The sequence below is a fragment of the Kitasatospora sp. NPDC024654 genome, assembly GCF_055559155.1.
Window position 1 is genome coordinate 1 of record NZ_JBVHLF010000099.1, and the last position, 22,569, is coordinate 22,569.

At 71.9% G+C, this 22,569-nt stretch carries 20 protein-coding genes and 2 pseudogenes; 10 read left to right on the top strand and 12 right to left on the bottom strand.

The window, feature by feature from the left end; translation table 11 throughout:
• Nucleotides 1–199: hypothetical protein (locus ACZ38L_RS33615; RefSeq protein ID WP_465700658.1), on the bottom strand; the 199-nt coding region annotated here is incomplete at its 3' end.
• A 695-nt stretch (nt 200–894) separates the two neighbouring features.
• On the opposite strand from ACZ38L_RS33615, the gene ACZ38L_RS33620 reads away from it, so the two are divergent.
• Nucleotides 895–1,827, top strand: a complete 933-nt coding sequence (locus ACZ38L_RS33620) for a LysR family transcriptional regulator (protein ID WP_465700660.1) — start codon at nt 895–897, stop codon at nt 1,825–1,827.
• 476 nt (nt 1,828–2,303) lie between these two features.
• Here ACZ38L_RS33620 and ACZ38L_RS33625 read toward each other — a convergent pair whose 3' ends face one another.
• The 3 genes from ACZ38L_RS33625 to ACZ38L_RS33635 form a co-directional block, all read right to left on the bottom strand.
• Nucleotides 2,304–2,696, bottom strand: coding sequence for a VOC family protein (locus ACZ38L_RS33625; protein ID WP_465700662.1), 393 nt, complete (start codon nt 2,694–2,696; stop codon nt 2,304–2,306).
• Nucleotides 2,697–2,701: 5 nt separating this feature from the next.
• Entirely contained in the window at nt 2,702–3,163 is a 462-nt protein-coding gene (locus tag ACZ38L_RS33630; protein ID WP_465700664.1) for an isochorismatase family protein, read from the bottom strand.
• Nucleotides 3,164–3,417: 254 nt separating this feature from the next.
• On the bottom strand, nt 3,418–4,992 hold the full coding sequence (locus ACZ38L_RS33635; RefSeq protein WP_465700666.1) for an FAD-dependent monooxygenase: 1,575 nt from the start codon (nt 4,990–4,992) through the stop codon (nt 3,418–3,420).
• A gap of 81 nt (nt 4,993–5,073) precedes the next feature.
• Between ACZ38L_RS33635 and ACZ38L_RS33640 the strand changes: the two genes are divergently transcribed.
• The 3 genes from ACZ38L_RS33640 to ACZ38L_RS33650 all read left to right on the top strand — a co-directional run bounded on the left by ACZ38L_RS33640 (nt 5,074) and on the right by ACZ38L_RS33650 (nt 8,578).
• A complete protein-coding gene (locus tag ACZ38L_RS33640) occupies nt 5,074–5,823 on the top strand; it encodes a TetR/AcrR family transcriptional regulator (protein ID WP_465700668.1) in 750 nt (249 codons plus the stop codon).
• A gap of 256 nt (nt 5,824–6,079) precedes the next feature.
• Nucleotides 6,080–6,295, top strand: a complete 216-nt coding sequence (locus ACZ38L_RS33645) for a hypothetical protein (RefSeq protein WP_465700669.1) — start codon at nt 6,080–6,082, stop codon at nt 6,293–6,295.
• Between the two features lie 588 nt (nt 6,296–6,883).
• On the top strand, nt 6,884–8,578 hold the full coding sequence (locus ACZ38L_RS33650; protein ID WP_465700671.1) for a cytochrome c biogenesis protein DipZ: 1,695 nt from the start codon (nt 6,884–6,886) through the stop codon (nt 8,576–8,578).
• 296 nt (nt 8,579–8,874) lie between these two features.
• On the opposite strand, the gene ACZ38L_RS33655 is transcribed toward ACZ38L_RS33650, so the two are convergent.
• Nucleotides 8,875–10,005, bottom strand: coding sequence for a M24 family metallopeptidase (locus ACZ38L_RS33655; protein ID WP_465700673.1), 1,131 nt, complete (start codon nt 10,003–10,005; stop codon nt 8,875–8,877).
• Between the two features lie 745 nt (nt 10,006–10,750).
• Here ACZ38L_RS33655 and ACZ38L_RS33660 point away from each other — a divergent pair.
• Nucleotides 10,751–11,464 (top strand): GntR family transcriptional regulator, encoded by a 714-nt coding sequence (locus ACZ38L_RS33660; RefSeq protein ID WP_465700676.1) that lies wholly within the window; start codon nt 10,751–10,753, stop codon nt 11,462–11,464.
• 46 nt (nt 11,465–11,510) lie between these two features.
• Nucleotides 11,511–11,900, top strand: a complete 390-nt coding sequence (locus tag ACZ38L_RS33665; RefSeq protein ID WP_465700678.1) for a hypothetical protein — start codon at nt 11,511–11,513, stop codon at nt 11,898–11,900.
• On the opposite strand, the gene ACZ38L_RS33670 is transcribed toward ACZ38L_RS33665, so the two are convergent.
• A complete protein-coding gene (locus ACZ38L_RS33670; RefSeq protein ID WP_465700680.1) occupies nt 11,855–12,253 on the bottom strand; it encodes a hypothetical protein in 399 nt (132 codons plus the stop codon). The two genes, ACZ38L_RS33665 and ACZ38L_RS33670, sit on opposite strands and share 46 nt — an antisense overlap.
• Nucleotides 12,254–12,576: 323 nt before the next feature.
• Between ACZ38L_RS33670 and ACZ38L_RS33675 the strand changes: the two genes are divergently transcribed.
• The gene (locus tag ACZ38L_RS33675; RefSeq protein ID WP_465700682.1) at nt 12,577–12,858 is read left to right on the top strand and encodes a hypothetical protein; all 282 of its coding nucleotides are present in this window, start codon (nt 12,577–12,579) and stop codon (nt 12,856–12,858) included.
• Nucleotides 12,859–12,957: 99 nt separating this feature from the next.
• Here the strand turns inward: ACZ38L_RS33675 and ACZ38L_RS33680 are convergent, their stop codons facing one another.
• Nucleotides 12,958–13,935 carry an NAD(P)H-quinone oxidoreductase gene (locus ACZ38L_RS33680; RefSeq protein ID WP_465700684.1) on the bottom strand — a complete coding sequence of 326 codons (978 nt, stop codon included), beginning with the start codon at nt 13,933–13,935 and terminating at the stop codon, nt 12,958–12,960.
• Between the two features lie 298 nt (nt 13,936–14,233).
• On the opposite strand from ACZ38L_RS33680, the gene ACZ38L_RS33685 reads away from it, so the two are divergent.
• The gene (locus ACZ38L_RS33685; RefSeq protein WP_465700686.1) at nt 14,234–14,863 is read left to right on the top strand and encodes a hypothetical protein; all 630 of its coding nucleotides are present in this window, start codon (nt 14,234–14,236) and stop codon (nt 14,861–14,863) included.
• A gap of 286 nt (nt 14,864–15,149) precedes the next feature.
• Here the strand turns inward: ACZ38L_RS33685 and ACZ38L_RS33690 are convergent, their stop codons facing one another.
• The 3 genes from ACZ38L_RS33690 to ACZ38L_RS33700 form a co-directional block, all read right to left on the bottom strand.
• Nucleotides 15,150–16,454, bottom strand: coding sequence for a YhgE/Pip domain-containing protein (locus tag ACZ38L_RS33690; RefSeq protein WP_465700688.1), 1,305 nt, complete (start codon nt 16,452–16,454; stop codon nt 15,150–15,152).
• Between the two features lie 301 nt (nt 16,455–16,755).
• A complete protein-coding gene (locus ACZ38L_RS33695; RefSeq protein WP_465700691.1) occupies nt 16,756–17,325 on the bottom strand; it encodes a TetR/AcrR family transcriptional regulator in 570 nt (189 codons plus the stop codon).
• 70 nt (nt 17,326–17,395) lie between these two features.
• Nucleotides 17,396–18,802: an amidase gene (locus ACZ38L_RS33700; RefSeq protein ID WP_465700693.1), complete on the bottom strand. Its 1,407-nt coding sequence runs from the start codon at nt 18,800–18,802 to the stop codon at nt 17,396–17,398.
• Nucleotides 18,803–18,863: 61 nt separating this feature from the next.
• Here ACZ38L_RS33700 and ACZ38L_RS33705 point away from each other — a divergent pair.
• Nucleotides 18,864–19,651 (top strand): annotated as a pseudogene (locus tag ACZ38L_RS33705) (SDR family NAD(P)-dependent oxidoreductase).
• Between the two features lie 424 nt (nt 19,652–20,075).
• On the opposite strand, the gene ACZ38L_RS33710 reads toward ACZ38L_RS33705, so the two are convergent.
• Entirely contained in the window at nt 20,076–21,047 is a 972-nt protein-coding gene (locus ACZ38L_RS33710) for a glyoxalase (protein WP_465700695.1), read from the bottom strand.
• A gap of 756 nt (nt 21,048–21,803) precedes the next feature.
• Here ACZ38L_RS33710 and ACZ38L_RS33715 point away from each other — a divergent pair.
• Nucleotides 21,804–22,154: pseudogene (locus ACZ38L_RS33715) on the top strand (amidohydrolase family protein); the annotation flags it as partial.
• Here the strand turns inward: ACZ38L_RS33715 and ACZ38L_RS33720 are convergent.
• Entirely contained in the window at nt 22,082–22,330 is a 249-nt protein-coding gene (locus ACZ38L_RS33720) for a hypothetical protein (protein WP_465700697.1), read from the bottom strand. The pseudogene ACZ38L_RS33715 and the gene ACZ38L_RS33720 overlap by 73 nt on opposite strands.
• Between the last annotated feature and the right edge of the window lie 239 nt (nt 22,331–22,569).

Genomic DNA, 22,569 nt, shown 5'->3' on the forward strand with positions numbered 1-22,569 from the left:
GCGCCTCGCGGACGGCCGCCTCGACGGCCCCGCCGGTAAGCGTGAATACATCCGGGGTTACCCCGCCCGTGGAATTCGGCGGCGAGACCGCCCCGGCCACCTCCGATTCGGATCGATCAGCTCCATTTTCCGGTCCGCCGGCCTCATTTCCCATTTCGATCTCTCCCGAGGCGTCTGATTTACCCTGGTCCATATCCATGAGGATCCCTCGGCTTTTTGCCCGGCCCCCGGTGGGCACTCGCCGAGGACAACGGAGCAGCCCCCGGCCCGGCTCGTTGTCCGAGATCTCGTCGGAGGTCAGGTCGGGAGCCACGCCGCCCGGCCTGTGCGTCGGGCGTCAGGCAGGGGTGCTGTCAGGCGGCGTTGTGCCCGTCGGCCGGGCGCCTGCGCGGCGTGGCGCGCTGTGCCGACACGTCCGCAGACGGGCGGCACCCCGCGTTCGATGCCGGGGTGGAGGATCAACGGGGCGTCCCAAGGGCTGAGGCAGTGACCACCGTTTCGGGTAGCCATGTGATGTTCGGCTCGGCGGTCGCCGTCGACGCGTTTCCAGCGGGGCCGGACGCTGCGGGTCCGACGGTCGCCAGAGTGGCGACGGGAGCGGCCGTGCTCTTGTCCGCCAGGTGCGCCACGGGGGTCTCCTTCCCGGCCGGTGCGAAACGCAACGCCGTGCGCTCGACTCGAAGTACGCGGCCGGGCAAGCGCCAGCCGCCGGCCGTCCGAGGATCGGCCTGCCGGCGGCTCCGGATACCGCCGGACGACGGTCCTACTGTGCGGCCACGGAACATGTCAGGTCTATTGACTGTTTTGTATGGGCCGATGCGCCGTGCGTATCACTCTGTTCGTAGGGGTACTTGAGGCAATATCAGAACTCTAACGGGGGATCAGTTCGAAACAATGTCCGAATCACCACCATTTCGCGTGCCCTTCGACCTGCGTCTGGTGCGGTGCTTCACCGTCGTGGCCGAGTACCGGCACTTCGGCCGCGCCGCCCAGGCGCTGTACACCACCCAGCCGTCCCTGAGCCGGCAGATCCGCCGCCTTGAACAGCAGCTCGGCACCCCTCTGTTCGAGCGCACGCCGCACGGCAACCACCTCACCCGGGCAGGCGAGGTCTTCCTCCCGCTCGCCACCGCGCTGCTGCGCTGCGCCGACCAGGCCGCGGCACGCACCCGCGCCGCCGCACGGCCCGACCGCATCACCATCGGTTACACACCAGGGGTCATCATCACCCCGGCCGTGCGCGAACTGCGCCGACAACACCCCGTCGCCGAGGTGGCGACCCGTCACCTGAGCGCGCACGACCGGCGCCAGGCCCTGCTGGACCACCGCGTGGACGCCGTGGTCACCCGGATGCCGTTTGCGACCGACGGCCTGGAGGTGACCCCCCTCTACGACGAACCCCGCCTCCTGCTGGTGCCGTTGGACCACCGGCTGGCCGGCAAGGAATCGGTCACCCTGGATGACATCGCCGACGAACCCCTGCCCAAGGTGCGGAGTTGTGATCCGATGGTGAGCGCCTTCTGGCGCATCGACCCCAGACCCGACGGGCACCCGGCCCCTGACGGCCCCCTGGCCGAAGTGCTCGAGGACCTGATCGAACTCGCCGCCGCCGGACAGGCCGTGTTCATCGCCCCCTTCCACCCCGTGCACCCGGACCTCACCGCGATCCCGCTGGAGGGCGTCGAGCCCAGCCACGTCGTGCTCGCCACCCGCGCCCACGACCCCAACCACCTCGTGGCGGCCTTCCGTACCCACGCCCGTGCCCACCTCACCAGCCAGGACCCGACCGGACCTCCCAGTGGCTTCCAACGACAGACCGACGGATGAGCAGGTCACACCGGTGACCCGGGTCTCCGGGCCGGGACCGTCACGACCAGGGCCGGGGACTGGAAGCGGAGCGCGCCAAGCACGCCTCCACCCGGGGACGGTGTGGTCCGTGCCCTCGGCGGGAAGCGTGCGGTGGGCGCCGGCGCGGCGCGGGGCGTCTGTTCCTCGTCGTGGCCGACGATTCGGAGCGCAGCAGCTCCCTGGCCCACGCACCGGGTACCGGCGCACCGCCGTGATGGGCCGGCGTCCAGTTGGCGGGGCCGAAGGACGCGTTGTGACTCGTCAGCGATCCCGCATGGCTCAACGCGTCCATGCGGGACCGGGGTTGCTCGGCCTTCCGTACGGCGGGGTTGCTCCGCGCATGCGGCGAGGCCGCCTGCCATACGCTGCACGAGGCGGGTCCGGTACCGCCGTGCGGGCGGTGGTGCCGGACCGGCGCCGAGGGGTTCGGGCCGGCCCCGGGGTCGGTGCGTGGGTCAGCGCAGGGTGCCGTCGTGGATCTCGGTGATGAAGCCTTCGGGGAAGCGCACCATGGCGCTGTGTCCTCCCGGACCGGCGTACGGGCCCCAGAGGACCGTGGCGCCGTTGGCCCGGGCCTTGGCCACGGTGTCGGTCAGGTCCGGTACGGCGATGCCGCTGACCTCGTGCCCGAAGGGGTTGTCGAGGTAGCCGTCGGCGGTGGAGATGACGACTGTGTTGCCGTATTCCGAGGTGATGGCGATGCGGTGGTAGGTGGTGCCCGGCGCGCCGATCTGGGCCCCGTCGGCGTGGCGGTCGTCCAGGACGACGCGGCCCTTGGCGAAGGCCAGGTAGGACTTCATGAAGGCGGGGAGGGTGTCGCTGGGCACGTAGACGCGGTTGTCGGGCACCGTCGTCAGAGCCGGGAAGGGGGCGGGCGACAGGGTGGTCTCGTGCCAGAGCTGGGTGTCGATGCCGCCGGGGAACTGGATGACGCTGTCGCGGCCGATCGGGTCGGGGAAGGTGGCGAGAGGGCGGCGGACTCGGGGACGGCGTTGTCGGCGAGGGCCTCGACCATGAGGGTGGCGTAGTCGGAGACGATGACGCCCGCCTGCTGCATGCGCAGCAGTCCGGCCTCGCGCTTGGCCTGGCTGAAGGTGCCGGAGGCGTCCACGGCGACGTATGCGGCGTAGCCGGAGGCGGTCGCGGAGATCGCGGGCAGTGCCGCGGACACCTCGAGCGACACTCCGGCGACGATCAGCTTCTGCCGGCCGGCGGCCTCGATGGCCTCGCGGACCCGGTCGTCGTGCCAGGCGTTGACCGTGCTGCGGTCGATGATCTTCTGTCCGGCCGGCAGCGCCTCGACCAGTTCCGGCACGGGGCCCATGAGGATGTGACGTAGCGACAGTTCAACAGGAGCGGCACCGCCGCGGTATCCCGGCCCGGTGGGCCGGTGCGGAGCGTGGCGTCCGCCGCGTTCGCGCAGTTGGCCGTCCCGGCGCTGGTTGGGTGGGAACGACTGCTGTGACGGAAGTCGACGGGGCCCTCCGGCGCGGCCCGACGGTGCACCGGGTCGGAAGTCGTTCGGTTTGACTGTGTCGCTGAGGAGGCCGAGCCGTCAGACCTGGTCGGTCACCCCGGGAGGATTTCCGCCGTCCGGTTGCCGGCCTCGGAGGTGGCGTCGCCGTGCAGGGCGGTCCAGTACGCCTCGAACCGTTCGATGGTGCCGGGTTCGGCCACCAGGGCGACGTAGCCGTCCGGGCGGACCAGCACGAGGGCGGAGTCGCTGGTGCCGTACCCGGCGCGGACGTGGCCCTGACTGTCGATCACCGTGGCGCCGTCGGTCGGCTGACCGGGCTGGACCACGCAGTAGGCGTGCAGCGCGGCTCCGAAGCGGTCGTTGAGGGCGGCGACGGTGTGCGCGTGCGCGGCGCCGAAGGCCAGCAGCGTCCAGTGGGGACCGTTGAACAGGTCGAACAGGCACAGCGAGCGGCCGTCGGCCCAGGTCATGGGTGCGTCCGGCGCCCGGTCACCGGCCCTCAGGGTTCCGGGGCGGGCGCGCTCGTCGCGGGAGAGCGGGCTGTCGCGGTAGTTCAGGGTGAACCCGTGGACCTCGGGGCCGCGCACGTGCGCGTCGTCGTCGCCCCGCCGGTGCTTCTCCAGCAGGGTGGTGGCGATGTCCAGCGCGGTGCGCGCGGCCACCATCCGCTCCCGCTCGTAGCTGTCCAGCAGGGCGTCGGTGCCGCCGGACAACGCGGCGGCGAGCTTCCACCCGAGGTTGTAGCCGTCCTGGATGCCGGTGTTCATGCCCTGCCCGCCGGTCGGTGGGTGAACGTGCCCGGCGTCCCCGGCCAGGAGGACCCGTCCCTCGCGGAAGCGCTCGGCCAGCCTGGTGTTCGAGCGCCAGGTGGTGTGCCAGGTGACCTCGCGTACCAGGATGTCGGTGCGGCCGGATGCCTCGGTGATCTGTCGTTGCAGGTAGTCGGCGATCGGTTCGTCCCGGTCGTCCGGCGGTCGCGCCGTGATGACGAACAGGTCCGTTCCGGCCAGCGGTGTCACGGAGGCTCCGCCGTCGCCGTGTTGCCAGATCCGGCCGTGGTCGTGGCTGATCCCGTCCACCCGGGCGTCGGCGAACAGCATGGTCGTGGTCTCGTCGGTCTCGCCGGGGAAGGCGATGCCGAGCAGCTTGCGGACGGTGCTGTGACCGCCGTCGGCGCCCACGAGGTAGCGGGCCCGTACGGTCTCGGCCGTCCCGTCGGCGACCAGGGTCGCGGTCACGGCGTCGGCGTCCTGGGTGAGGCTGATCAGCTCGGTCGCCGACTCCACGCGCGCGCCGAGCTCGGCGAGTCGCTCGCGGAGGATCTCCTCGGTGCGGAACTGGGGCACGAACCAGATGTTCGGGTACGGCACGGCCGGGGTCGGCCGGGTGGGCTCGCTCATCCGGCCCTCCCAGACGACCTCCTCGCCTCGGTAGGCGCGCATCACCGTGCCGAGATCACCACTCGCCAGGATCGGGGCGAGGACCCCGAGGTCGGCGAAGATCTCCATGGTCCTCGGCTGGATGCCGTCGGCACGTGACCCTCCGAAGAACCGGTTCGCCCGGTCGACCACGCGGCAGCCGACACCCCGGACCGCCAGCTCGCACGCCAGGGTGAGCCCGGTCGGACCGGCCCCGACGATCAGTACATCGACGTCCACCTCGGTCACGATGCCTCCAGGGTCGCTTGTTCGTATCACGTACGTGAATGTCGTACGGCGTACTAACAACGCTAACGGTACAGTGTACGAATGGCAAGCGAAGGCGACTCCTCACTGATCTGGACCAGGGCACAGCCCGGCACCCGCCGTCCGAAGTTCACCCGGGAACAGATCGCCTCGACCGCGCTGGGGATCGCCGACACCGAGGGCTTCGCCGCAGTCTCGATGCGCCGGGTCGCGGCCGAGCTGGGCGCCGGCACCATGACGCTCTACTACTACGTCCGCACCAAGGACGAGCTGGTCGCGCTGATGGACGACGCGATGATGGGTGAGGTGCTCGTCCCGGCCGGCGACCTCCCCGGCCACTGGTACGAGGCGCTCGCGGCGGTCGCCACCCGCACCTGGGAGGTGCTGATGCGTCATCCCTGGGCCCTGTACTCCCTGCAGAACGTCAGTCCAGGCCCGAACGCCATGCGGCACTTCGAACAGTCCCTCGCGGCCGTCGACGACACGAACCTGGAGCCGTCCGAGAAGTTCGCACTGCTGAACCTGGTCGACGACTACGTGCACGGCAACGTGATGCGCTCGGCCGACATGCGCTCGGCGGCCGCCCCGGTCGACGACGAGACCGTCGCGGCGGCCACGCGGTTCGCCGAGACCCTCTTCGCCACCGGGGAATTCCCCCGTACCCAGGCGCTGTTCGGCGGCGGCGACCCCCGGGAGGTGTTCCCCAAGCTCGTCGGCGAACTGTCCGAGCGCGACCGGTTCCGGGCCGGCCTGTTCGCACTGCTGGACGGCGTGGCCGGCAGGCTGGACCTGAGCCCGCCCCCACTTCACTGACCCGCGCCGCGCACCTCGATCGGGACCGACCCGGGCTGATGCGCCGGAGTCGGTTCCCCCGGTCGGGGTGAGCGGGCGTCGACCATTCCCGCCCCGGTCGTCCTCCCAGGCGCAACCCCGCGCTCATCCACCGCACAGACGTGCCCGCCAGGTTGGCCACCGGGTCGCCCCACGTGGCCACGGCCATCCCATCGATCGGACAGGCTGTCAGGGGCGTGGTGGTGGACAGTAATCCGGCCTGCCGTGCCCCCTCGGCGTGATCGCCGTGCCCGCCACGGTCGCCACGGTCGGCGTCTGGGGCCCGGCGGCGCGGCAGGAGCGGCCGGCCATGACGGCCGAGCGGCCCGCCATGACCGGGTCGGCCGCCGGTTCGAACGCCATCATGATCATCCGGTGCGCGGAGAAGCCCACCGGCTGGAGATCAAGATCCACCCGGCCCCCGACCCGGAGGCTCCCGTACGACTGCGCGTAGTGCTGTCCGGCAGATCGACTGGTGGCGATATCGTGTCCCGACCACCGCGGCGCACGCCTCGGCTGTGGCCTCGACGTGAGCCTGGAGCAAGCAACGCCCGCTGAGCGGCCGACGGTGGACTGATCTCTGTCGGAACCGGGTTGCCTTGACGGCACCCCGAACCGAAGAGCTCAGTAGTGCGACAGGGTCGAGCGCCGAGGTGTGGTGCAGCTGTTCGAGGACGGCTCGGTCAGTCCGCTCCTCGGCTGCCCGTAGGGTTCGGCGGGCGCCGCCCGCGCCGCCCACGACGGCGAAGAGGCCGATGGCGCACACCACGTCGGCGTCGTTGGGAGCCGCGAGGATCGCCGTGGCGGCCCCGAGTGCTGCGGTGGCGACGCAGGTGATCAACGCGCGAGGAGCGTCGGGGAGCCGGTCGCGGCCGTACGGCCACCACCATCACCCCGAAGCGCCGGAGTCAGGAGGGGACGGTAAGAAGGCGGTAAGGCAGCTGGGAGCCGATTCCGAGGAGGCGCCCAGCCTGCGGATCTACGCTGGTGATCGGCACCAGATGCTGGTGACACCGCTCGGCACAGCCACTCGGAGGCCTCTGTGATCACGCTCGTTCTGATCGGGCTCGTGGGAGGTCTGATCACGGGGATCTCGCCCTGCATCCTGCCGGTCCTGCCGGTGATCTTCCTGGCCGGCGGGGCGCAGGGCGCCCGGGATGCTACGGGGGTGGGCGGTCGGCGGCCGTACCTGGTGGTGGCTGGGCTGACCCTGAGCTTCTCGGTGTTCACTCTGGTGGGGACGCTCGTGCTCAGCGCGCTGCCGGTGCCGCAGGATCTGTTCCGGTGGGCCGGCCTGGTGGCGCTGGTGCTGCTCGGGGTGGGCATGATGGTGCCGCGCCTGGAGTCTTTGCTGGAGCGGCCGTTCTCGCGGATCCCGCAGCGGCGGGTCGGTGTCGACCGGGGTGGGTTCGTGCTCGGGCTCGCGCTCGGCGCGGTCTACGTGCCGTGTGCCGGGCCGGTGCTCGCGGCCATCACCGTGGCTGGCGCCACCGGACGGGTCGGTCTGCGGACGCTGGTCCTGACACTGGCCTTCGCGGTCGGCACCGCCGTGCCGTTGTTGCTGTTCGCGCTGGCCGGACGTGGACTGGCCGAGCGGCTGCGGGTGTTCCGCAGCCGCCAGCGCAGGATCCGGGTCGTCGCGGGGGCGGTGGTGATCGCGCTCGCCGTCGCGCTCACCTTCAACGTCACCGACGCGCTCCAACGCGACGTCCCGGATTACACGGCGGCCCTGGACCGGGCGGTGGACCACTCGGGCAGTGTCAGCAAGGCCCTGGCGGCGCCCGCGCAGAGTGCCGCCCTGGCCGCGTGTGGCCAGAACGCGGGATCGGGGATCCTGCAGAACTGCGGTGCCGCGCCGCCGATCGCGGGCATCAGCCAGTGGCTGAACACGCCGCAGGGCGCCCCGCTCACCATCGCCGCGCTGAAGGGAAAAGTCGTCCTGGTCGACTTCTGGGCCTATTCCTGCATCAACTGTCAGCGTGCCATCGCCCACGTCACGGCCTGGGACGCCGCCTATCGGGCGGACGGCCTCCAGGTGATTGGGGTGCACACCCCCGAGTACGCCTTCGAGCACGTCGCCGCGAACGTGGCGGCTGGCGCCAAGCGCCTCGGTATCGGGTATCCGGTGGCTCTCGACGACAACTACACGACGTGGAACAACTACGCCAACGAGTCCTGGCCGGCCGAGTACCTGATCGACTCGACGGGTACGGTGCGCTACGTCTCCATCGGCGAGGGCGACTACGCCGGCACCGAGTCCCTGATCCGCCAACTCCTCACCGCCGCGCACCCGGGTGTCACCCTGCCCGCCCCCACCCAGGTCGCCGACCGCACGCCCACCGACACCGCGCAGACCCCGGAGACCTATCTCGGATCCGCCCGCGCCACCACCTACGCCGGCGAAGCCGCACTCACCCCTGGAACGGCGACCTTCCACTACCCCGCGACCGTCCCCGACGACCGGTTCGCGCTCACCGGCACCTGGTCGGTGAGCGACGAGTCCCTGACCGCGAAGGCGAACGCCGGGATCACCCTGAACTACCAGGCCGACGACATCTACCTCGACGTCGGCGGCACCGGCACCATCACCGCGACGGCCGACGGGAAGACCACGACCTACCCCGTCTCCGGCGCACCGAACATCTACACCCTGCTCAACCGCTCGACACCCGAACGGGGTTCACTTCAGGTGACGCTCTCGCCGGGGCTGAGTGCCTACTCCTTCACCTTCGGCTGACCCCGCCACCGGGGCACCCCTCCAGCGGGAATTCACCCGACACGCCAGTGCGGACCAGCGGGCGGCGCGGCGCAGGCCGGAGGACTTCGGTGAACGTCGAGTGGGCGTCCGATCGCTGTTCCATCGGGCAGCCTCTGGATCGACCGGAGTCCGCAGGCACCGAGTTGGGCACCTGCGGACTCGCCGCGAGGGCCTTGATCGGCAAGCCGAACGGCGTGGTGTCCTCGGTGCTGACCTTGGCGCAGCCCTGGGTCGCCCCGGCGTTGTCCGCGAACGCCAGCCCGGGCCGGGCTGGGTCAGCCGGGGAGGACGGTGAGATCGCGGGATGTCCGGTTGAGTCGCTCGCCGCCATCGGAAGTGCACACCACGATGTCCTCGATCCTGGCGCCGTAGCGTCCGGCCAGGTAGATGCCCGGTTCGACCGAGAACGCCATCCCCGGTTCGAGCGGCCTGGCCGAACCCGCCACGATGTACGGCTCCTCGTGGGTCTCCAGGCCGATGCCGTGGCCGGTGCGGTGGAGGAACTGCGGGCCGTAGCCGGCGGTCGTGATGACGTCCCGGCCGATGGCGTCCAGTTCCTCGGCGGTGATGCCCGGCCGGACGGCGTCGGTCTGGGCGCGCTGGGCGCGCAGCAGTACCTCGTACAGGTGGCGATACTCGGCTGGGGGCTCACCGAGAACGTAGCAGCGGGTGGAGTCGGAGCAGTAGCCGGCCGCGGTGGTCCCGCCGATGTCGACGACGACCGGGTCCCCGGCGCGGACCACGCGGTCCGACAGCTCGTGGTGCGGGCTGGCGCTGTTGGGCCCGGAGCCGACGATCACGAAGTCGACCTGGACGTGTCCCCCGGCGAGAATCGCCTCCGCGATGTCCCGTCCGATCTCGCGCTCGGTGCGCCCCACCCGCAACCATTCGGCCATCCGGGCGTGTACCCGGTCGATCGCACCGCCCGCCTGCCGCAGGGCCCGCACCTCCTGCGGCGACTTCCGCATCCGTAGCTCGCTCAGTACGGGCCCGGCGAGGACCTGGCGGCTGCCGGGCAGGGCGGCCTGGAACGCCATCGCCTTCTCGGTCCACATCCGGTTGTCGACGCCGACCGTCGCGACCGCGGGCAGCCGGGTGGCGGCGAGCGCGTACGGGTCCTGGGTCTCCTGCCAGCTGACGATCTCCAGGTCGAGGCCGGCGGCCGGCGACGCCTGCGCGGCCGGCTCCTCCAGGGCCGGCACCAGCAGGAAGGGCTCGCCCTCGACGGGGAGCACCAGGCAGGTGAGCCGTTCCAGGGGCGCGGCACGATAGCCCGTCAGGTAGTGCAGGTCCGCGCCCGGCGAGACCAGCAGGGCGTCGATCCCGGCGCGGGAGGCCAGCTCGCGGGCCCGCCGCAGCCGGTCCGAGGAGGCGGTGAACGGTAGCGAGGTGTCCGGGTCGGGCATGCGGGCTCTCCTTCGGGCCTGGCGGGCCGAGCCGCGGCGGTCTGCTCGTCCCGGGGTTGGTCGTCCGTTGCTCGCAACTCTACATACCAAACGTTTGTTATGCATCTGGCTGCCCATCAAGGGTCGTCGGGGGGGAGTAAGTGAGTTGACGCCCGTTCTGCCTTCGGCGGGGGCAAGCGGCCTGGTCGTGGGCGGTCGTGGATCGGGCAGCTCCGGCAGCCTCTCGTGGGTGATCCGGATCTCCTCGGCGGCCTTGTCGAACCCGTCCAGCAGCGCGGTCGGCTCCGCGATCTTCTCCGGGGTCGCCTCGGCCTGCGCGGCGGTCTCCCGCTCCCGCTCCTCCAGCCGCGCCAGCGCCGCCCCCAGGGTCGGCCCTTCGCCGGTTGGTCGGAGGGCGGCGGCGGAGGTTCGGGTGCGGTCTCCCCCCTCGCGGCGGTTGTCACCCCAACTCCTCGATGTGAAGCGTGAGTTCGCATGCTTCCCGGAGGGCGGTGTTCGGGCCCGGCGCGAGGAGTTGGACGGCGATGTGGCGTGGGTCGTCGGGGGCGAGGCCGACGGCGGAGGCGATGCCTGACGCTGTCCACCGAGCCGGTCCAGGTCACCGCGGCCGACGACGCCACGGGCCCCGTCGAGCCACGGTGAAGCCTCCACTGGCCGGGCGTGACACGGAAGTTCGGCGGATGTCTGCCGAGTGCGGGGTTGTCCGATGGGCTTGAGTCGCTTGTTCCGGGTTATCTATACAAGAGTGAGCGCATACCTGGAGCTTTCTGACACCCTGGCCGACGAGCTGCTGGCACTGTCGCCCGGCACTCCGGTCCCCTCCGAGAACGAACTCGCGACGCGGTTCCAGGTGAACCGCCTGACCGCCCGCGCAGCCCTCCAGGAACTGGAACGGCGCCATCTGGTCCGCCGGATCCAGGGCCGGGGAACCTTCGTGGCCACTCGGCTGGAGTATCGCATCGACGCCGAGGGCCCGGCGTCGTGGACCCAGACGGTCCTCGACGCCGGGGGCAGCCCGCGGACCGTCAACCGCCTCGGTGCGGCCGGCCAGGCCACCGAGGAGGAGCGGGAGCTGCTGGAGCTGCCGCCGGGCGCCGAGGTCGTCCGGCTGTCGCGCCAGCGCTACGTCAACGACGAGCTGGTGGGCCTGTCGGAGAGCGTGCTGCCCGCCGGGACGGTTCCGGAGCTGGGCCGCTACCTGACGGCCTCCGCCTCCCTGTACCCGGTGTTGGTGGACGACTTCCACTTCCGCCCGGTGCGGACCTGGAGCCGTACCCGGATCCAGGTCGCCGACGAGGACCTGGCCTCGCGGTTGAAGGTCAAGGGCCGCCCGATGCTGATCAACACCCGGGGTCAGCTGGCCGACGAGACCAGCGGTCAGGTGCTCGAGACCAGCAGCACCTGGATGCGCTCCGACGTCTTCGACCTGGTCGTGGAACTGAGAAGGAGGCCCACCTGATGAGCCCCGAAGAACGCGCGCAGGGCTGGCGGCCGCCGCCGAGCTGATGGGCCGTGCGCCGTGGGAGCCGGGCACCGGCCCGGCCCTGCTGGGCGCCGACTCGGCGCCGGAGCCGCTGCTCGGGCTGCCACGCGGCACCGAGGAGGAGCCCGAACTCGGCGCCACCGCCGTCGTCCTGGACGGCGACCGGCAGCCGACCACCCGGACCCGGCTGACCGGCCCGGGGGTCAAGGGCGAGCTGGTCATATTCACCCTGCTGGTCCCCGAGCCGGCCAAGCGCAGCCTGGACGAGCTCACCCCCCAGGTGCTGCCCGGGCGGGCGATCGGGCAGCACCGAGGGCCCCTGGATCCTCCGTGGCGGCGCCTTCGGCACCGGTCGCGCGGGGCGGGTCAGTCGACGGTCGTCGTGCTGAGGACCGGGCTGGGAGACGGGTAGCAGGACGTCGGCACGCTGAGCGTGAAGAAGAGGAAGGGCACGCTGGCGGTGAAGGTGAGGCCCGGGGCCGAGTAACTGCTGCCGGCGAGCTGGGTGGTGACGCTGGTGCCGGCGGCGCCCGCGGTCAGGGCCGGGGTGACCGTGGGAAGGGTGAACGTGCCGCCACCCGCGATGGGGCGGGGCACCGTCAGGACGATGTCGCCGCCGTTCACGGCGACGCTCGGAGTGCTGGAGCCGAGTCCGGAACCGCCCGAGAGCGTCGCGCCGTTGACGGTCGCGTTGGTGGGTGCCGGCATGGTGAGTTGGACGTTGCCGATCGAGTTGACGGTGTATCCGCTGACGGAGCCGGGCACCGTGAGCGCGTCGGGAGAGAGCGAGACGGTGAAGGCGCTGCCGGACGTGACCGAGGCTGGCGCGGTGGCCGTGACCCCGGCGTTCAGGCCGAACGTCTGCGCCGAGATGATCGGTCTGGATCCGGCTGCCCGGGCAATGCGCCGTCGACCTCGTCATCAACGATCACCCCCACAGCTACGACCGCACGCGCCGTCGACGAGGTCGACCGCGTCACCACCCGACACACCACCTGGCCGGCTCTCGTGCCCAGGGGCCTGGCGGCGTCCCTTCCCGAGTCCAGGAGGACTTCGCGTGTTACACACCCCACGCAGCCGGTTGGCGCGTGCGCTGTTCCCACTTCGCGCGAACGGACGGTTGCGGCGGTGCCGCTGTCTTCGCCGCCGGCTCCATCGGCATCGCGGGCCTGCCCGACGGGTCCGCCCAGGTCGTCGCCATCGGCGTCGACGGACGTACGTACCACGATCTCCGCTACGGCAACGGCGACTGGACGGGCTGGGCACCGCCCACGGGCCCCTTCGGTTCTCCCGGGATGTTCGCAGCCGAAGTCGGCATCACCGCGCTCCCCAACGGCACCACCGACGTCCTGACCACCTCCCTGCCGTAGGAGGATTCCGACCGGTCGGCCGTGGCCCGGACCGCCGCGACGTGCCACCCCGTCGTCGACCCGTACGTCGTCGACCGCCACGTCGGCCCGGGCGGCCGGTCAGGCCCGCAGTACGACCTTGCCCACCTGCTCACCGCTCTCCAGCACCCGGTGCGCGGCGGCCGCCTCGGCGAGCGGCAGCACGCGGTCCACCGTCGGCCGCACCGCCCCCGACTCCACCAGCGGCCAGACGTGCTCGCGCACCGATGCCACCACTTCCGCCTTCTTCTCCAGCGACCGCGACCGCAGCGTGGTGGCCGCCACCGTGCCGCGCTTCGCCAGCAGTTGGACCAGGTCGAGCTGCGCCGAGAGCCCACCCTGCAGGCCGATCACCACCAGGTGGCCGTCCACCGCGAGCGCGTCGACGTTCCGCTGCAGGTAGGAGCCGCCCATGATGTCCAGGATCACGTCCGCGCCACCCCCGCCGGTGGCCGTCCGGACCGCCTCGACGAAGTCCTCGCCGCGGTAGTCGACCCCCACGTCCGCACCGAGCTCGGCGCAGCGCGCCAGCTTGTCCGCACCGCCGGCCGTCACCACCACCTTCGCGCCGCGCGCCTTGGCGATCTGGATCGCCATGGTGCCGATGCCGCTGGCCCCGCCGTGCACCAGCACCGTCTGGCCCGGCCGCAGACCTCCCACCATGAAGACGTTCGACCAGACCGTCGCGGCGGCCTCCGGCAGGGCGGCGGCCTCCACCAGCGTCAGCCCCTTCGGTACCGGCAGCAGCTGCCCGGCCGGGACGGCGACCAGCTGGGCGTAGCCGCCGCCCGCCAGCAGCGCGCAGACCTCGTCACCGACGGCCCAGCCGGTGACTCCGGTGCCAACCGCCACGATCCTTCCCGCGCACTCCAGGCCGGGATGGACGGGCGCGCCGGGCGGCGGCGGGTAGAGGCCCTGCCGCTGCATGAGGTCGCCACGGTTGACCGCGGTGGCCGCCACCTCGACCAGGACTTCGCCCTCCCGTGCCACGGGGTCGGGCACCTCCCGCCAGACCAGCACCTCCGGACCTCCGGGCTCGGTGATCCCAATGGCATACATCGATTGACCATCCCTATCGCTTGCAATCCAGATCATTTGAACTGCAAACAGGCTAGGCATAGATGATTGATGGGCTCAAGTAATTGTTCGCCGAATCACACCAGCACCGCACTCCGGCCCGTTCGGTACCGCCTCGAACCGGGTGCGGTCGGCTCGGGACCTCGTGGAACCCCGTGCGGGCCGGGCTCCCGCCGCACGGCGGAACCTGACGGTCTCCCAACTTCGCTGGACCGACGTATGGACGTGCACCGGTCCAGCCGCCATACTCCGCTACTGACCAGTAGCCCAGGAGGCGGCAGTGACCGAACACGCCCGCGAGGCGTTGGAGCACCTTCGTGACCCCGGCCAGTTCCAGTGGTACGTGGTGCCACTGCTGCTCGTGGTGATCTACGTCTACGCGTCAGAGGTCCAACGGCGGGACTGGAACGTCCTCTTCGCCGGGCTCGCGCTCTGGGGCATGGACTGGTTCAACGAGACGTGGAACGCCCTGGTGTTCCACATCACCGGCCGCGCGCCCGTGTGGGGGGTCACCGGGCCGACGGCCTACCAGATCCTGATCGGGCTCAACATCGAGATCTGCTTCATGTTCGCCATCATGGGAGTCGCGGCCGCGAAGATGCTTCCGCGCGATCCCTCCGTGCGCGTCATCGGGATACCCAACCGTTGGCTGCTCGCCGGGGTCAACGCCGCGCTCTGCGTCGGGGTGGAACTGCTCCTGCACCGCGCGGGCGCCCTGACCTGGGACTGGTCCTGGTGGCAGGCGTCCTGCCCCTACCTCATCTGGCTCATCGGGTACCTCCCCTTCTTCCTCGTCTGCTTCTGGGTCCACGACATGAAGCGCGTGCGCACCAAGGCGCTCACGGTCGGCGTCATCCTCGGCGTGGACGCGGCGGCGCTGGCGCTGTTCGGAGCGCTCGGGTACCTCTGACGGGAGCGGCCGACCACCTCGAGCCGCGGCGTCCGCGAGGTGGCCGGCCGGGTGGCGGCGGGGGAGGGGCTGGCGGGCGCCGCGCTCAGCCCGTGCCGTCGGCGCCGCTCGGCCGGGCCCCGGCCGTCCGGAGGGGGCTAGCCGGTGGTCCGACCCGTGCCGGGCTTCACGAGGAGGCTCAGCGCCGCCGCGAGCCCGCGGCCCGGGCGGACCCGGCGGTGGGACCGGGCCGGCTTGAGCGGCGCCGCGGAGGCGGCCGAGTGGACGGCCGTGAGCTGGCGGGCCGTCAGTCGCTGGTGGCCGCGGAGGTCGCGGACCTTGGCGACGACCAGCCCCAGCAGGAGGCCAGGGTGCACCCCACGGCGATCATGATCCAGGCCCGGAGCAGGCCCGCGTCGGCCCGGCCGTCGAAGTAGAGCAGCGAGCGGACGCCCTCGTTGATCTGCCGCATGGGCTCGAACACGGCCAGCCACCGGTAGGCGGTGGGAACAGCCTGGAGCGGGAAGCTACCACCGGAGGACGGCACGGCCAGCGCGACGAAGAAGAGCATGCCGACCAGCGTGCCCAGGCCGCCGAGCAGCGAGAGCACCGCCTGGGCGCTGACGCCGATGGCGATCGTGGCGCACACCGAGTAGATCCACAACTGTGCGAAGTGACTGGTGTCCATGTGCAGGATCACGGCGCAGGAGCCCAGCACGACGGTCGCGGTCACCGGTGCGAGGGCCACCGACATGGCCATCTTGGCGAGCAGGGTCTGGGTGCGGGTGATCGGCAGGGGCAGCCGGAGGGCCCAGCGCCGCCCGCGCTCGGAGGACTGGTAGCCCAGTGCGAAGTCCACGGTGCTGCTCATGAACCCGGCCGTCAGATAGGCGGTCAGCGTCAGCAGCAGGCTGACGTAGAAGGAACTCAGACCGAAGCCCGAGTGGTTGCCGAGCGGACGGTGCTCGACGGTGTGCAGGGTGACCGGGGCGGCCAGCAGGATCGCCTCGGCGGTCGGCATGCGGTGGACGGTGGGGCCGGCGGGCCCGGCGTGCTGGGCCAGCGTGGCGGCGACCTGCTGCGACACCGTCTGGGCCACCTGGTCCCCGATGCCCTGGGCGATGGAGGTGGCCGTGCTCCCGGAGCGTGGATTGGTCAGCAGCTCCAGGGCGGGCTGCCGCGGGGCGGCGTCGCCGTCGGCGGTCCGGGTCAGCGCGACGGTGTCCGCGCTGAAGCCGGCGGGGATGACCACGGCGCCGTAGAGCGCGTCCTTGTCCATCTCGCGCTGTGCCTGGTCCATGCTCATGACCCGCCACTGCACGCGCTGGCCTGGATCGGGCGTGCTCGCGATGCCCTGGGCTATCCGCGGGCCGAGGTCCAGCTCACCCGCGTCCAGCGGTCCGGCGCCGGTCCGGACGCTCTGGTCCTGGTTGACCACGGCCATCGGGAAGTGGTGCAGGTTGCCCGTGGGGTTGAGGATCCCGCCCATGTAGGCGAGCGTCAGCACCGCGGTCACGATGATCATGATGAGCGTGGGGAAGCCCCACAGGCCGGGTCGGCGCAGCAGGCGTCCGGCGGTGGCGTGCGGGATGCCGGGACCGTCGAGTGTCATGGAAGCCTGGCGCCTTTCGCTTCGCGCGTACCGGTGTCGGGACGCGATGGACCCCCACGTCGATGGTGGCGGGACGGTCCGCGCGGCTGGACGGGATTCGCTACAGAGACGTGTAGTCGTTCGGACGCCAGACTCTTGCGTTCCGGCCGGATCTGTGCTTCGGGTACGAGGGGCCCGGACGGCCACCCGCGCCGGCCGGACGTCTCCCGCCCGGTCTGCGATGTCCTCCACGGGCCCCGGGGACCGGTCGCGCACAGTCGGGGAACGCGTTCGGCGGCCCGTGTCGGGCCGCCGGTGCGGGTCAGGTCGGTGGGCCGGAGTTGCCGAGCAGGAGCAGGAGGGCGTCGCCGATGTCGTCGCCGGGGGAGCCGGTGGCCAGGCGGCGCAGTTGCAGGCCCGTGATCAGGGCGACGGCGGCGGGGGCGACCCGGTCGGTGTCGGCGATGCCGAGGGAGCGCAGGATCGAGGCGGCGAGCTGGTCGTAGGCGGCGAAGCAGGCGGCCGCGGCGCCGCGCAGTTCGGGATCGCGGCCGGCCTGGATGTAGAGCTCGAAGGAGGCGATGTGCTCGCTGTCGAAGGCGGTGGCGGCGGCCGCCTGGCTGACCACCTGGCCGGCCAGCGCAGGGCTGATCGGGTCGGCCTGGTACTGGGTGGCGAGCTGGGCGAAGCGGCAGGTCTCGTTCTCGACGAACAGCGCGAGGCTCTCGCGCAGCAGATCGCGCTGGGTGGCGAAGTGGTAGGTGATGGAGCCCAGGGAGACACCGGCTTCCTCGGCGATGCGACGGTTGGTCACCGCGGACACGCCGCTGTCCCCGATGATGCGCAGTGCGGCGCGCAGGATGCGGTCCCGGGCGGGAGGGTTGTTCGGCACGGGCTCATTCTTCCATCGCCACCGGCCGGGGCCGCCCGTCGCTCGTTCGTGGGCGGACCTCCGGCTCCGGTCAGGGTTGCCGCAGGTGGGGCCAGAGGTCCTGCCAGCCCTGCCGGGCCTCGAGTTCGGCGGCGAGCGAGATCAGCAGGGGTTCGCTGTGGGCGGGTCCCAGCAGCTGCACCCCGAGTGGGAGGCCGTCCGTGGTCAGGCCGGCGGGGACGCTGACGGCGGGCCAGCCCAGGACGTTCCACGGCCAGGCGTAGGGGCAGCTGCGGATCGCGGCGCGGTCGGTCTGTGTGGCGGACCGGTCGGACAGCGCGCCGATCCGGGGCGGGGGAGTGGCGGTGGTGGGAGTGAGGAGGACGTCGAACCGGTCGAAGACGGCGCCGACTCGGCGTTGCAGCGGTTCTTCCGCCGCCCTGGCCAGGCGCAGCGCGGGGCCGGCCAGGAGGCGGCCGAGCGCGGCGTTCTTGCGGGTGCGCGGGTCCAGCTCCGACCGGTCGGGCAGCTGGGCCGCCCTGGTGTGGACGCCGGCCAGCGCGCGCGGCAGTTGGGCCGGTCCGATCGGGCCGTAGCGGGGGTCGGCCTCCTCGACGTGGTGGCCCAGGTCGGCCAGCGCGTCGGCCGTCCGCACGGTTGCCGCGCGGACCTCGGGGTGCGGGGGTGCGGGGACGAGGGCGAAGGCGCGGCCGAAGGAGAGTGCGATCCGCAGCCGGCCCGGAGCGCGGAAGGCGGCGGGCAGCAGGACGGCGGGCGGCGGCTGGTGGAGGTCGTGGGGGTGGTTGCCGGCGGCCGCGTCCAGCAGCAGGGCGGCGTCGGCGACGCTGCGGGCGAGTGGGCCGGGGACGGTCAGACCGTTGAAGGACTCGGGATGCGGCCAGGTCGAGATCCTGCCGCGCTGGGGCTTGATGCCGACCAGGTGCGTCCAGGCGGTCGGGATCCGGACCGAACCGGCGCCGTCGGAGCCCAGGGCCGCGGGGACCAGGCCGGCCGCCACCGCCACCGCCGCCCCGCCGGAGGAGCCACCGGGGGTGTGGCGCGGGTTCCAGGGATTGCGGGTCACGCCGAAGCCGGCGCCTTCGGTGAAGGGCCACTGCCCGAGCTCGGGGGTGTTGGTCTTGCCGACCACGACGGCGCCGGCCGCGCGCAGGCGGCGCACGCTCTCGCTGTCGGCCGTCGCCGGGGGGAAGTCGCCCCGGCAGCCGAAGGCGGTGGGCTCGCCCGCGACATCGGCGTCGTCCTTGACCGCGATCGGCACGCCGAGCAGCGGCAGGCGCTCACCGGCGCGCAGCCGGCGGTCCGCGTCGTCGGCCTCGGCGAGTGCGGCCTCGGCCCGGACGAGGCGGAACGCGTTCAGCCCGGGTTGGGAGTCCTCGATCCGCCGGAGGGCTTCGGCGACCACCTCGTGCGAGGACAGCCGCCCCGCGGCCAGCGCGGCGGCCATGTCGACCAGGGAGGTGGCGGATCGGGCAGGCATGCGGCGTCGGTTACCTTCCGGTACTGTTCGTTCGAACGAACAGTACCGGAAGGTAACCGACATGAGAATCCCCGGATCAACCGTCCTGCTCACCGGTGCCACCGGCGGCATCGGCCACACCCTCGCCCACGCGCTGGCCGGCCGCGGCGCCCGGGTGATCGCCACCGGCCGGCGTCCGGAGGCGCTCGAACCGCTCGCGGCCCTCCCGGGTGCCCGCACCATCGCCGCCGACCTCGCGGATCCCGCCGACCTCGCGCGCCTGGTCGAGGAGGCCGGCCCCGTCGACATCCTCGTCGCGAACGCCGCCCTACCCTCCAGTGGTGAACTCCTCGACTACACCGAGGAACAGATCGACCGCGCGCTGGACGTCAACCTCCGCGCCCCCGTCCTGCTCGCCCGACTGCTCGCGCCGGCGATGGTCGCGGCCGGCCGGGGACACCTGGCGGTGATCGGGTCCATCTCCGGACGGACGGCCTCACCCGGGGCCTCCCTCTACAACGCCACCAAGTTCGGCCTGCGCGGCTTCAGCCTGTCCCTGCGTCAGACCTGCACGGCACCGGCGTCGGCGTCTCCCTGGTCCAGCCGGGCTTCGTCCGTGAGGCGGGCATGTTCGCCGCCACCGGTGCCACCGTCACCGGGGCCCGCACCGTGTCCCCGCGGCGGGTCGCCGACCAGGTCCTGGCCGCCATCGAGCGCAACCGCGCCGAAGTCAACGTCGCCCCCCTCGAACTGCGCCTCGCCAGCGCGCTCGGCTCGCTCTTCCCCTCCCTGGCCGCCGCGACCCAACGCTCCGCGAGCGCCCGGAAGACCATGCGGCACGTCATCGCCGCCCAGCGCGACCGACGGTGACGAAGGGCGTCCGGCCGGCGGCTCCGTCCCGCCCCGTTTGCCGTCGCGCCGGTTCGCCGACCACGCCGATCGTCCCGCCCGGGATGCCGTCGCGCCGGTTCGCCGACCACGCCGATCGTCCCGCCCCATCGAACCTCGACCGATCACCACCGAAGACCGGCCGACGACGGTTCGTGCCGTCGAAGGCCGACTGCGCGGGTCGAGAGGCCGCGGCCGGTCGGTCTCGATGACCTCCCGTGCGACCGTGCCCGGTTGTTCCCCGCCCGGTGGGCGCGGTTTTGCCGGACCGGCAACAGAAGCGGCGTGACCGGGACGCGATGGGCGACGGTGAGCCCGTGACCGACAACATCGCGGCAGGATCGCCCGCGTCCGACACCCGCTCCGCAGCGGGCAGGGCGGAGGGGCAGCCCCGATGGCCGCGCCACTACCGGTGCCCAGGTGGTGACGGGTTCGTGTCGAGCGGGGTCGGCGCACCGGGGACCGGGTCGTGGATCTCGGCGATGTAGCCGCCGGGGAAGCGCACGAGGGCGCTGGTGCGGTCGGCGGACGAGTGCGGGCCCCACAGTACCGTCGCACCGGCGGCCCTGGCCTTGGTGAGCGTTGCTCCGAGACTGGCCACCCGGTAGCCGGTGAGCTCCCGTCCGAAGGGGTACGGCAGGTGTCCGTCGGTCACCGCGACGACCGTGTCGCCGAAGGGCGAGGTGATCCTGATCCGACGGTACGTCTGGTTCGGGAGGCCGATCTCGCCGGCGTCGGCATGCCGGTTGTCGGACGTGATCGTGCCGCCGGTGAACTTCAGGTAGCTCGCCAGGAAGTGGTCGACCGCGTCGGGGGAGACGTAGAGCCGGTTCTCCGGCATGGTCGTCAGTGCGGGGTAGGACGGCGGTTTGGTGTGCCAGTAGAGCTGCGTGTTGATGCCGCCCGGGAACTGGATGACCGCGTCGCGGCCGATCGGGTCGGGGAACGGCGCGACGAGCACGGCCGCGCCGCTCGCCTTGGCCTCTTTGACGCCCTGCTCGAAGTTGCTCATGAGCCAGCCAGTGCGTTCCGTGCCGAAGGGGTAGGGGATCGGCGTCTGGAAGTCGAAGACCGACAGGGTGCCGACCGGCGACAGGATGAGCTCCGACGCGGTCGTGCTGGGCGTGGGCGTGACGTCGGTCACCGCGGGCGTCGTGTGGGTTCCGCCGAAAGTCGCCAGCCAGCTCCTGGTGAACTCGCCCAGGGTGCCCGGCTCGACGTAGACGTGCGTCGAGTCGTACTGCGGGCCGACGGCGATTCGTTGGCCGGGACTCCGGGCGGCGGCCTGCCCCGCGTGTTCCGGCGGGGAGACCGGAAGGCTCAGCAGGGTTGCCGCCAGGGCGGCAGGGAGCAGGCACCTGGCAGTGGGGATTCTCATCGGAGGTTCCCTTCAGGGAGCCGAGACATCGTGGCCGGCTGGGGCGCTCGGTGACACCTCGGGCCGGCGCGACGCTTCGGGGACGGTTCTCACGGTCGGTGCGGCCGGGTGGGATGTGCGCGGCGCAGGTCGACGGGTCCGGCCGCCGGTGGCCGGTCGAACACTAAGCGAGGCTAGTCGGACACGCCGGGTAGCGCACCTCGGAAGCCGGGCTCGCGACGCCCGCTCGGCCCCCACGTCACGGCACGCGGGGAAATGACGGGGCGTCAGTGCGGGTTCCCGTGCGCCTGTGCTCTCCCACCGTTCTCCCCAGCGGTGTTCGGCGTCTGTTCGGACGCCCCGGTCCTCTCGGTCGGTGGCCGGTTGGCAGATGCGAGGTGCAGCCGCGGGCCCCGGCCTGCGACGTGACCCGAGTTGCCGCCCGCCCGGACGGGGATAGGCTCGTCGGTACAACTGTCGGCCCGCATGTCGTCGTACTGGTTCCACCGGCCTGCTTCCACCGGCGCCCGCCCGTCGCTTCCGGACGGTGGCGGAGTACTCGTGGACGCCCCAGCGGAGTCCGGCTCCGGTCGGGCGTCGCGTGCCACCCGCCCGGAGCCGTGCCCGGCCGTTGGCTGAGGCCGCCCCGGAGCCACCGACGGCCCCGAGGGGTGCGTCGCCCCGGATCACGGAAGGCGACCGGGGCCCCGACGGCCGGAGTGATTCAGAGTGACTGGAGCGGTTCAGCTCCGGCTTCGCCACCCACCGAGTGTCCACATGGTCAACACGATGCCCGTAGGCGGTATTGCTCGGGACGGCGAAGCCCGGGAGCCGGCTGACCTGGTCGTTCGCAACGGCCGGGTGCACACGGGAGACCCGGCTCGGCCGACCGCCTCGGTGGTGGCCGTCCGCGGCGGGCGGATCACCCTGGTCGGTGACGACCAGGACATCCCCTCCCACGTGGGACCCGGAACCCGCGTCGTCGACGCCCTCAACCGGCGCGTCGTCCCCGGCCTGAACGACTCGCACCTGCGCGTGATCCGTGGCGGTCTGAACTACCTGCTGGAGCTCCGGTGGGACGGCGTCCCCTCGCTGCGGACCGCCCCGTGGATGCTGCGCGAACACTCGACCTGGTCGAGCCAGCGGCCGACTTCCTCCATGTCTTCCATGGGGTAGTCCGTGGCGAAGATGATCCGGTCCACGCCCATCTCCACGATGGCGTCGGCCAGTGTGGGGGTGCGGAAGTTGCCGCTGGTGGTGACGTAGAAGTTCTCGTTCAGGTAGTGCGCGAACGTGTGCTGCACCGAGAGGCCGCGCGGCAGCTTCTGGAGCCAGTGGTCGGTGCGCCAGATGTTGTACGGCAGCCCCAGTCCACTGCCTGATCACGGTCGTAGAAGCTCTGGATGACCGGGGCGTTCAGCGAGATGATGCTGCGCTCGATGCCGCTGCTGAGGCTTGCGGCTCGGGGTGACGTCAGGGCGAGGTGAGGATCAGGCCGGTCTCGCGGATGAAGCCGTTGAGAAGGTCGGGGCGGTACTGCATT

Coding starts and splice junctions, on each gene's coding strand:
- ACZ38L_RS33620 (WP_465700660.1), top strand. CDS start 895: ATGTCCGAATCACCACCATTTCGCGTGCCCTTCGACCTGCGTCTGGTG.
- ACZ38L_RS33665 (WP_465700678.1), top strand. CDS start 11,511: ATGGGCCGTGCGCCGTGGGAGCCGGGCACCGGCCCGGCCCTGCTGGGC.
- ACZ38L_RS33640 (WP_465700668.1), top strand. CDS start 5,074: ATGGCAAGCGAAGGCGACTCCTCACTGATCTGGACCAGGGCACAGCCC.
- ACZ38L_RS33680 (WP_465700684.1), bottom strand. CDS start 13,935: ATGTATGCCATTGGGATCACCGAGCCCGGAGGTCCGGAGGTGCTGGTC.
- ACZ38L_RS33655 (WP_465700673.1), bottom strand. CDS start 10,005: ATGCCCGACCCGGACACCTCGCTACCGTTCACCGCCTCCTCGGACCGG.
- ACZ38L_RS33700 (WP_465700693.1), bottom strand. CDS start 18,802: ATGCCTGCCCGATCCGCCACCTCCCTGGTCGACATGGCCGCCGCGCTG.
- ACZ38L_RS33710 (WP_465700695.1), bottom strand. CDS start 21,047: ATGAGAATCCCCACTGCCAGGTGCCTGCTCCCTGCCGCCCTGGCGGCA.
- ACZ38L_RS33690 (WP_465700688.1), bottom strand. CDS start 16,454: ATGACACTCGACGGTCCCGGCATCCCGCACGCCACCGCCGGACGCCTG.